This window comes from Paraburkholderia sp. BR14320, from assembly GCF_040948665.1.
Classification (GTDB): Bacteria; Pseudomonadota; Gammaproteobacteria; order Burkholderiales; family Burkholderiaceae; genus Paraburkholderia; species Paraburkholderia youngii.
The window spans coordinates 155230-164080 of record NZ_JBFPKG010000013.1; the positions used below are offsets into that span (position 1 = coordinate 155230).

Genomic DNA, 8851 nt, shown 5'->3' on the forward strand with positions numbered 1-8851 from the left:
TGCGTGTCTCCTGACTAATTGATAACGAGAAGGTAATCGGCCGCGTCTTCTAATACCGGTCCTGACACACGCGGCCAGCGCGTCGTCCGGTGTTCTGTGCGTCTCTTCGCGATGCGAATTCAGTCGTGATACAGCGCCGAGCGGCCGCCATCGACGGTGATGCAGCTCGCGTTGATGAACGGCGCCTCGTCCGATGCGAGGAACACCGCGGTCATCGCCACTTCCTCCGGGCGCCCGATGCGCTTCATCGGCTGCAGATCGAGCGTCGCCTGCTGCGCGGCGGCCGGATCGGGCTGCTCGTTCCACCAGTCGTGCGTCAGCTGCGTCTCGATGTAGCCCGGTGCGATCGCGTTCACGCGCACGTTGCACGGCGCGTACTCGATGCCGAGCGCGCGCGTGAGGCCGATCACGCCATGCTTCGCGACCGGATAAGGGAAGCAGCCCGGAATGATCTTGAACGCGTGGGTCGACGCGATGTTCACGATGCTGCCCGCGCCGCGTTCGACCATCCCCGGCAGCACCGCGCGACAGCCATTCCACACGCCGTCGAGATCGACCGCGAAGCAGCGCCGCCAGTCGGCGTCCGTCATCGTCAGCGGATCGCAAAACACGTTGATGCCCGCGTTGTTGACGAGGATGTCGAGCGCACCGAACGCGCGCTCGCCTTCGCTCACCGCATGCCGCAGCGACGCGGGATGGGTCACGTCGGTCTGCACCGCGAGCACGCGCGCGCCCGCGCCGACTTCCGCTTCGATCCGCGCCGCCGTGCGCTGCGCCGTGTCGAGATCGAGTTCCGCCAGCACGACCGCCGCGCCCTCGCGCGCGAATGCGAGCGCGATCGCCGCGCCGATGCCGCGCCCGGCGCCGGTCACGAGAGCGGCTTTGCCGGCGAGCCGGTTCATTTCTTCGCTCCTGCGCGAGCGATCCGCAGACCGTTGATGAACGCCTTCGCATGCGACGCGGTCACCGCCGCGCTTTGGCCCGGCTTGTACAGCGCCGAGCCGAGGCCGAAACCGTTGGCACCGGCGCTCAGGAACGGCCCCATGTTGTCCGGGTTGATGCCCCCGACCGGCACGAGCGGCACCTGCGCGGCGATCACCGCGCGCCATGCCTTGACGACCTGGCAGCCGAGCTGCTCGGCGGGGAACATCTTCAGCACGTCCGCGCCGTTCTTCAGCGCGATGAACGCTTCGGTCGGCGTCGCGACGCCAGGCGCGCAGGCGAGGCCGCGCGCCTTCGCGGCGATCACGACATCCGGATCGCTGTGCGGCATCACGATGAGCTCGCCGCCCGCCGACTTCACGTCGTCGACGTACAGCGGATGCAGCACCGTGCCCGCGCCGACGATCGCGTCGGCCGGCAGCACCTTGCGGATCGCGGAGATGCTGTCGAACGGCTGCGGCGAATTGAGCGGTACTTCGACGATGCGAAAACCCGCTTCGTACAGCGCTTGACCGTGATCGGCCGCGTCGGCGGGCGTGACGCCACGCATGATCGCGATCAGCGGACAGACTTCGAACGCGGCGATCAGACCCGCGTGCGGCATGTAGGGTCCGGGCAGATTGATATGTGGTTGCATGTCGGTTCCTTGTTTCGTGAGCGTCGTAAAGGCTCTGCCGCCGGTCAGCCCGCGCGCGCCGCTTGCGCGGACGGCTGCACGAGCCCCGCTGCTACCGCAACGCGCCACAGGCCGCGTTCGGTCGCGTGTCTGACCGGTTCCGCGCGCAGACAGCCGAATTGCGCGAGCGCGAGGCGGTAGCGCTCGCATAGCGCGTCGTTGCCGATCAGCCGCAGACTCTGCTGCGCGAGCGAGCTGCCTTGCTGAGCGAGCACCGCTTCGAGGCCGGCGAGTTCGTGTCCGATCAGCAGGCCCGACAGATAGTCGGGCTGTGCGTCGCTCGACAGCGCGCCGGTCAAGCCGAGCGTGCGCGTGCTGAATACGGTCGCGAGCACGCCCGCCTGACCTTTCTCGCGCGCGATGTTCACACCGCGCAAAAATGCTTCGGTATCCGGCCGATCGGGCGTGACCATCGTACGGCCGAGAATCGTGTGCTCGCGCAGCGCGGCGAATACTTCGCCAGTCATGAAGGTGTGAAAACGCTCGATGCGCTCCGCCTGCACGACCGCCCATTTCGCGTGCGTGCCGGGCAGGCCGATCAGTGAGCGAGCGCTGCTGTCGACGGCGCTTGTGCCTTGCGCGCCGTTCGCATCCGCGCTGAGCGCGCCGAAAATCTGCGTCTCCTCGCCGCGCATCACGTTCGGCAATTCGCCGCGTTGCAGCACGCCCGGCACGATATGCAGCGTCGCGCCGCGCGCGGTCTGCACCCGGACGATGCCGGCCACCAGCGCATCGGCGTTCGCGGGCGTCTCGACATACGGCGCTTCGAGCCAGCCCTGCGCGCTGCCCACCATCCCCGCCGCGATCACCGGCACGCCGCGCCCATGCTCGAGCCACGCGCCGCAGGCGTCGTCGAACGCCGCGTCGAAGCCGCCCTCGGCCGCGCTGCGCGGCAGATTCATAATGCCGGCCGACGATGCGCGCGTCGCCAGCACGCGACCGTGCACGTCGAACAGATACGCGCGCAGCGACGTCGTGCCCCAGTCGAGCGCGATCAGCGCGGCATGCGTGAAATCGACGGCGGCGGTATCCGTGCCATCGGTCGCGTCCGGCTGCACGCCCGATGTGGGCCCGGCGGGCGCCTGGTGGTTCGCCAGCGTGGCGGTGCCCGCTTGTTTCATCGCTTGATCCTGCGCGTGGCCGGTTGCGGTGCGCGCCAACCGAGTTCTTCCGAAATCGCGCGCGCCTCGCGCTGCACGACCGGAATCAGTTCGTCCATCCGTTCGAGCGGCATATACGGAATCGTGCTCGCCACCGACAACGCCGCGACGATCGCGCCCGACGCATCGCGCACCGGCGCCGCGACGCAACGGATCGACGCTTCGTTCTCTTCGAGATCGAACGTGTAGCCGCCGGCCGCGTAGTTCGTCATGCGCTGCAGGAAGGTCGGCGCGTCGGGGCGGTTGTCGGGCTTGAAGCTGACGCCCGCGAGCGCGCGGCGCGACGCCTCGAACAGCGACTGCCATGCGTCCGGCGCGAGGTCGAGCATCATCGCCTTGCCGATGCCGGTCGACGCGAGCGGCATCCGATGGCCGACCCGAGAGCGCATTTCGAGGCCGCGCGTGCCGGGGATCTTGTCGATGTACAGCACGTCGTCGCCGTCGCGCACGCCGAGGTGGATCGTGTCGAGCGTCTGCTCGGCCAGCGACTGCAAGTGCGGACGCGCGACGGCCGTCAGCGGCATCTGTTCGAGCGCGATCGTGCCGAGCTCGATCAGCTTCGGCCCGAGCAGATAGCCGCCCTGCACCTGGCGCAGATAGCGCGCCTGCACGAGGCTGCTGACCAGTCGATGCGTGGTGCTGCGGGTGGTGCCGAGCGCGGCGCCGAAGCTGCGCAGATCGCGCACGCCGGCCGCCGCCGCCTCGAGAATCGCGAGGCCGCGCAACAGTGTCTGTGTGCCGGCCTGCTGCGGCGTGATTTCCAGCAGCGTGACCGGCAGCCCGAGTCCGTCGACGGTCGCCGCGCGCTGCACCGGGCGCGACGCCCTTGCGGTTGCGGACGCACTGGCGGCGACATTGGCGGTGACGGCTGAAGCCTCGCGCGGCGCGGGATTCGCGGCGCGGTCCGGCGCGCCGTTCGACCCCGGCGCCGCCTCGGTCGGGCTAGCCCCGTGAGTAGGCATCGCTTTGTTCATGGCGATTCGCTTTCGGATGGTTTCTGCGCTTAGCGCGCGGGGCCGGAGAACAGGGCGGGAACGCGTGCGGCGCCGCGCTCGCGCGGCTGCTGTGGTTGGCTGCCAGACATGTTGGCCTCGTCTCCGGTTTTTTGTGTCGCGGTTCGCTGTTTCAGCGCGCTGGAGCGCCTACTTGCGATGCATGTTGGCTTGGATTGTAGGGCGACTTTTGAGAATCACCAATATGTGAATGTTGAGTCCAGATAGTGAGATTTTAGTTGGCAATCAGCTGTTTAGCGGAACGCAGCGCCTCCGCGAAAAGACGCAAAAAAGCCCGCGAGGCGGGCTTCGGAACTGAAAACCAGGGGATCGACAGCGCTTTTCAATCCGGCAATTCTGCCGCGCCCATCCGCCGCGCGATGACTCGCGCGCGTTGCGTGAGATACGCCGAATTCCTGTGTTCATCGAAATATTTGGGGCGCGGCAGCATCACCGCGAGCCGCGCCGACTGCGCGGCCGTGAGCTTGCTCGCCGAGGTCTTGAAGTAGTACTGCGCGGCCGCCTCCGCGCCGTACACGCCGTTGCCCCATTCGACCGAGTTCAGATAGATCTCGAAGATGCGCTGCTTGTCCATCAGCGTTTCGAGCATCCACGTGATGATCAGCTCCTGGCCCTTGCGGATATAGCTTTTCTCGCGCGACAGGAACAGGTTGCGCGCAAGCTGCTGCGAGATCGTCGAGCCGCCGCGCACGATCCGGCCTTGCGCCTTGTTGCGCTCCCATGCCTGCAGCATCGCGTCGGTTTCGTAGCCTTTGTTGTTGACGAAGTTCGCGTCTTCGGACGCGATGATCGCGCGCTTCAGGTTGCGCGAAATCTGCTCGTACGGCACCCACGTGCGCTGCACCGACAGATCCGGCCGGTCCTGCGACAGACGCCACGCGTCCGAGCGCATGAACGCGGTCGAGCGCGGATTGACGACGTTCCAGATCGCGATCTGCGCGAAGTAGTACGCCTGCGTCGCGAGCCAGGCGATGACCACGACCGCGATCAGCCAGGCGAGCCAGCGCAGCGGGCCGGCCTGGCCGCGCGAACCGTTGGCGCGCCGCGTCGCTGTCATGGTGCGTGCTATCCGCGCGCTAACGTTATGCGGGCGACGGCGCCGTCAGCAGCGCGCGCAACTCGGCGAGCACCGGCGCGCCGTCGGGGCGCACACCGCGCCACACATAGAACGATTCGGCGGCCTGCTCGACCAGCATGCCGAGGCCATCGGCGCCGCGCGCGCCGAGCTTCGCCGCGTGCTGCATGAAGACGGTCGGATGCGCGCTGTACATCATGTCGTAAGCGAGCGTGCCGTTGCCGAACGCGCGGTCGTCGCACTCGGGCAGCGACGCATCGAGGCTGCCCGCGGTCGCGTTGACGATCACGTCGTACTGCCCCGCTTCGATCGCGCGGGCGCTGCCGCCGCTCAGACGGCAGCGCGCGTCGCCGGCAGCCTGAGCGAACTGGTCGACCAGCGCCTCGGCCTTCTGTGCCGTGCGGTTGACGATCGTCAGCGTATGCGGCGCGCGGTCGAGCATCGGCAGCACCACACCGCGCGCGGCCCCGCCCGCGCCGAGCAGCAGGATGCGCGCGCCTTTCAGCGACACACCGAGATTCACCTCGATGTCGCGCACGAGGCCGAAGCCATCCGTGTTGTCGCCGTAGATGCCGCCGGCGTCGACCCTCAGCGTGTTTACCGCGCCGGCCGCCGCGGCGCGAGGCGACAGCGTGTTCGCGAACGCATGCGCGTCGAGCTTGAACGGCACCGTCACGTTCAGGCCACGCCCACCCGCTTCGATGAACGCGCGCACATGCGGCACGAACGCGTCGACTGGCGCGAGTAGATGACCGTACTCGACCGGCTCGCCGGTTTGCGCGGCGAAGCGGCCGTGGATGAACGGCGACTTGCTATGTCCGACCGGATTGCCGATGACCGCGTAGCGGTCGCGCGTTGGGTTGCCGCTCATCGTCCCGGCTCCGTGATGTGTTGGTCGTTGTCGGCGGTGTTCGATGCGGCGTCGTCGTTGCCGTTGCCGCTTGCCGCGGATTCGTCGGCGCCGGGGTTGTCGTTCGGATTGCCGCCGTCGGCTTCGGCTTGCGCCTCCGCTTCGCTTTCGGCGCTGTCGTCCGCTGCGTCGAGCAACTCTTCGTCGCCCTCGTCCTCGCCTTCTTCGGCTTCGGCGCCGCTCGTTACAGTCGGCGCATCGAGCACGTGCAACAGACGCACCGACGCTTCGATCGTCAGTTCATCGATCGACATCACTTCCAGCTGCAAACGCGTGCCGCGCGCATGCACGCCGAGACCCGGCACGTGCAGCAGCAGCGGAATTTCCTCGAGACGCACGAGATCGCCCTTCACGACCGACGCGACCACCTGCTTGCGGTTTTCCTGCGTGAGCCAGCGCAGACACCAGAAGTACTCCATGCGGCGCTGGTAGTCGGCGTACGCGGTGTAGGTGTCGTCGAAGCCCTGCACGACCGCGAACAGATCGGCGTCCTTCGGCTTGAACGGCGCGGCGAGCTTCGCGGTCACGCCATGCTGCACGCACGCGATCAGCTGCCACTGGTTCACGAGGTCGACGTAGCGGCGCAGCGGCGACGTGCTCCACGCGTATTGCGAGACCCCGAGCCCTTCGTGCGGCGCCGCGTTGGTCTGCATGCGCGTGCGCTTCGGGCCGCTTGGCGCGCCGAACGCGCGCTGCGTGCGATAGATGCCCGGCACGCCGTGATCATGCAGGAACGCGCCCCACGACGAGTTCGCGAGAATCGCCAGCTCGGCGACGATCGTGTCGAGCGGCGAGCCGCGCCGGCGCGGCGTGATCGTGATGTGCTCGCCGTCGACGTAGAAATTGAAGTCGGTATTGCGCTGCACTTCACGGCGCAGGCCGTAGCCGGCGCGCGCGGTCTGGCGCTTTTCGAACAGTGCTTGCGCGAACGGCCACAGCACGGCGATATCGTCCTTGTGCGGATACTCGCCGGTGCCCTCGGCGAGCGCCTGCTCGGTGACGACTTCGTCGAGCGTGTTGTGACGCAGGTTGTTCTTCACGAACACGCGCTCGGCGCGCGTTTCGCTCGCGACGATCTCCTGCGTCTCGCGATTGACGATCACATACAGCGACAGCGCCGGCCGATACCCTCCCTCGGCGAGCGTGAAGGTGTCGACGACGCTGTCGGGCAGCATCGTGATCTTGTCGCCGGGCATGTAGACCGTCGACAAACGCGCACGCGCGATCGCATCGACGTCGTCGCCGCGCTGAATGCCGAGCGCCGGCGCGGCGATGTGCACGCCGATCCGCACGCGGCCGTCGGCCAGATGCTCGACCGAGAATGCGTCGTCGATTTCGGTCGTGGTGATGTCGTCGATCGAGAACGCTTCGACGTCGGCCTGCGGCAGATCGTCGGGCACGTTCGCGGCCGCAACGGTCGGGAAGCCGGTGCCGTGCGGAAAGTACTCGGACAGGAATTTCGCTTCGTGCAGCGCGCGCGGCGACGCTATCGCGCCGCATTCGAGCATCAGCCGCGCCTGCGAGATGCCGCGCGCGGCCGCGGCGCCCTCGAGCGCCTTGTACTCGATCGTGTTCTTGTCGGGCTTAGTCAGGAGCGCGAGGCCCTTGCCGCCCGCGAACGCTTCCGGCAGACGGCCTGCCTTCAGTTCTTCCTCGTACTGCGCCTGCACGAGCGCCTGCTGGCGCTTGCGCTCGAGGCCCGCGAGCGCCATCTTCAGCTGCTCTTGCGGCGCGCGCTGGTACATGCCGCGGCCCTTGCGGCGGAAGTACACCGGCGAGCCGTGCATGCGCAGCACCAGCGCCGCGCGCTCGATCGCGCCGAAGCTCGCGCCGAAGTACTCGGCGCCCAGCGTCGCGAACGGGAATTCATCGTCCGGCGCGCATTCCCACAGGAAGTCCAGATCGATCTCCTGCGCCAACGTGTCGGCCTGCTGCATCAGTTCGGCCGCGGTGGGCTTTTCGAACTCGATCAGCACGTCTTTCGCGCGCACCTTCGCGCGCCGGCCGCCCGGCAACTCGACCTGAAACGCGTCCCCCTGACGCGACAGCACGCTGCCGGCCTTGAAACTGCCCGATTCCTCGAAGAAAACGTTCACTCAATACTCTCGTTCTGACTTGCATCTGCCGGCGCGCCCGACGCCCTGTGGCGATCGATCACTGCATGAGCGGCACGGCAACCTGTTCGTGATAGTGAATCCGCGGCGCGCACTGCGCGTGCCAGCGGGTTGAATCTTGCGACCTGCGGTGGCGGTCGGTGTGTCTTTCCGGCCGATGTCCTTGCGGGGATCGGTGCCGCCGCCCTTGCGCGCCGTCAGGCCGCCGCGCGTGGCGCCGGCGGCTCGACGTGTTCGCCGTCGCAGAAGGCCAGCACGTCGTCGAGATACTGCGCGAACTCGCTGATCGCGTGGTCGCTGCCTTCGATCAGCGTGGTGCGCGCGCCTGGATAGTGCGCGAGCATTTCGCGATAGTCGAGCACTTCGTCGCCGGTGGCTGCCATCAAATAATAGCGTTCGGGCCGCGTGATCGACGCCACGCCGAGCGCGCGCAATTCATCCAGATGATGCGGCTTGACGACGATGCTGCCGCCGCCATGCCACAACGGCTGCTCGCCGAGATACGCGCTCAGGTCGCGCTGCGGCACGACCGCCGGGTTCAGCAGCACGGCCGGCCAGCCGTGCTTCTCGGCCAGATGGGTGGCGAAGTAGCCGCCGAGCGAACTGCCGATCACCGTCACCTGCCGTGCATCGCCGTTCGCACGTGCGGCGGCGACCAGCGATTCGGCAAGCGCCACCGTTTCGAACGGCGACACCGGCAGCATCGGGCAACACCACTCGTCGGCGCGGCCGAGTTCTGCCAGACGCGTCGCGAGCAGACGCGCCTTGAACGAATTCGGCGACGAACGGAAACCGTGCAGGTAGAGAATCACGACGCGCCTCGCGTCGAAAGACCGTCGAGCAGCTTCTGATGTACGCCGCCGAAGCCGCCATTGCTCATCACCAGAATCTGGTCGCCGGGACGCGCGGCGTGGACTACCGCCTTCACGAGCGCGTCGAGGTTGTCGAAGGCCTGCGCCTT

General features: G+C 67.6%; 8 protein-coding genes and 1 pseudogene. All 9 read right to left on the minus strand.

What is annotated here, in order from left to right; all coding sequences use genetic code 11:
• Positions 1-119 precede the first annotated feature (119 nt).
• Complete coding sequence (locus AB3X89_RS15455; protein ID WP_368584063.1) at positions 120-902, minus strand: SDR family oxidoreductase; 783 nt, start codon at positions 900-902, stop codon at positions 120-122.
• Positions 899-1579: a 2-dehydro-3-deoxy-6-phosphogalactonate aldolase gene (locus AB3X89_RS15460; protein ID WP_368584064.1), complete on the minus strand. Its 681-nt coding sequence runs from the start codon at positions 1577-1579 to the stop codon at positions 899-901. Before AB3X89_RS15460 ends, AB3X89_RS15455 begins: the two co-directional genes overlap by 4 nt.
• 44 nt (positions 1580-1623) lie before the next feature.
• Positions 1624-2739 carry a 2-dehydro-3-deoxygalactonokinase gene (locus AB3X89_RS15465; RefSeq protein ID WP_368584065.1) on the minus strand — a complete coding sequence of 372 codons (1116 nt, stop codon included), beginning with the start codon at positions 2737-2739 and terminating at the stop codon, positions 1624-1626.
• Entirely contained in the window at positions 2736-3752 is a 1017-nt protein-coding gene (locus AB3X89_RS15470) for an IclR family transcriptional regulator (RefSeq protein ID WP_368584066.1), read from the minus strand. The genes AB3X89_RS15465 and AB3X89_RS15470 overlap by 4 nt, the downstream gene beginning before the upstream one ends.
• A 361-nt stretch (positions 3753-4113) precedes the next feature.
• The gene (gene mtgA, locus AB3X89_RS15475; RefSeq protein WP_368584067.1) at positions 4114-4848 is read right to left on the minus strand and encodes a monofunctional biosynthetic peptidoglycan transglycosylase; all 735 of its coding nucleotides are present in this window, start codon (positions 4846-4848) and stop codon (positions 4114-4116) included.
• 25 nt (positions 4849-4873) lie between these two features.
• Positions 4874-5737 (minus strand): shikimate dehydrogenase, encoded by an 864-nt coding sequence (gene aroE / locus AB3X89_RS15480; RefSeq protein ID WP_368584068.1) that lies wholly within the window; start codon positions 5735-5737, stop codon positions 4874-4876.
• On the minus strand, positions 5734-7872 hold the full coding sequence (locus AB3X89_RS15485; protein WP_368584069.1) for a ribonuclease catalytic domain-containing protein: 2139 nt from the start codon (positions 7870-7872) through the stop codon (positions 5734-5736). Before AB3X89_RS15485 ends, aroE begins: the two co-directional genes overlap by 4 nt.
• 215 nt (positions 7873-8087) lie before the next feature.
• Complete coding sequence (locus AB3X89_RS15490; protein WP_368584070.1) at positions 8088-8702, minus strand: YqiA/YcfP family alpha/beta fold hydrolase; 615 nt, start codon at positions 8700-8702, stop codon at positions 8088-8090.
• Positions 8699-8851: pseudogene (locus AB3X89_RS15495) on the minus strand (UDP-N-acetylmuramate:L-alanyl-gamma-D-glutamyl-meso-diaminopimelate ligase); the annotation flags it as partial. The pseudogene AB3X89_RS15495 and the gene AB3X89_RS15490, both read right to left, overlap by 4 nt.